Genomic DNA, 1,077 nt, shown 5'->3' on the forward strand with positions numbered 1-1,077 from the left:
ACGAAACCGAAGAACTGGGAAAGTGCTTCTTTTGCTTGCTGTTGGAGGGTTTCAGAGCCGAAGCTGCTGTAGTCGTACTCGAACCGGAGGTTCAGGGGAAGGGTAGAGGTCGCGGTGAAGTCCATGATAAGATGTTGAGTGGTTATTTTTAATGGATTTGGGGCGGGTAGTATCGCCCTATTTTTTTTCTGGCTTCAATATACGTTATTTGCGGGTAAATGTCAAGGAGGTTAGCGGGGATTATGAAGGGCTGATTCGATCAGTTTTTCTAACTGGGTCAGAGTGAGTTGAATTTCTCTGAGGGCGTTGTCTTTCTGGAGAATGAGCAAAATGTAGTCCGGTCGATTGGAAAAATCCTTGCCCCAATTTTCAATACTACGCTCTGATAGCCCTGTTGCTTCGGCGAGCAACTTGGTACAGGCTTGTCTGTAGCCCCACTCCCCAGGAGCAGGATCTACGATCCATCGCTGGCAAAATTCACTTGGTTCCACTTGTTCATCCTTAGTCGTCTTTTTATCGATGATGCACTTTTTGGTTGGTTGCAGGAATTGGTGAATCGATAAAATAGTCGTTAATTGCGTATATTAAAGCCAGTTTTTGAGTCGCTCCTGACGTTTGAGCTAAAGTTGATGCAGGAGTTGGTAGAAGCTGCGACCGATTTCTAGGCCGATGGTGAAGGTATGGCGCATGAAACCGAAGAACGGGGAAAGTACGTCCTTCGCTTGCTGCTGCAAAGAGGAGAAACCGAATTGGGAATAGTCGTACTCTAACCGCAGGCACTGACTTGAGGATGAGCTGTTGGATGGATTGGCGCTGCGAGTCGAACCAGTCGGAAATTTGGATTAATGCTCGCGCCATCCAGGTGGAGTCACCAAAATCGGAGGAGTCCAGCCATTTTTCGAACAGGCGATCGCCTTGGGTGAGTCCCCGTTCGAGGCACAGTTGGTGCAGCACTTGCCGCAAATTTCGACCGATTTCGAGGCCACTGACGAAGGTGTGACGGACGAAACCGAAGAACTGGGAAAGTGCTTCTTTTGCTTGCTGTTGGAGGGTTTCAGAGCCGAAGCTGCTGTAGTC

The 1,077-nt window shown here is 48.7% G+C and carries 2 protein-coding genes; both read right to left on the reverse strand.

Annotation, left to right across the window (positions count from 1 at the left end; all coding sequences use genetic code 11):
* Nucleotides 1-230 precede the first annotated feature (230 nt).
* Nucleotides 231-491 carry a hypothetical protein gene (locus tag AC0QH1_RS15405; protein ID WP_324632082.1) on the reverse strand — a complete coding sequence of 87 codons (261 nt, stop codon included), beginning with the start codon at nt 489-491 and terminating at the stop codon, nt 231-233.
* A 22-nt stretch (nt 492-513) separates the two neighbouring features.
* The coding region (locus tag AC0QH1_RS15410) for a hypothetical protein (protein WP_324632083.1) at nt 514-1,077 on the reverse strand (564 nt) is incomplete at its 5' end.

Source organism: Phormidium sp. CCY1219 (assembly GCF_055795085.1).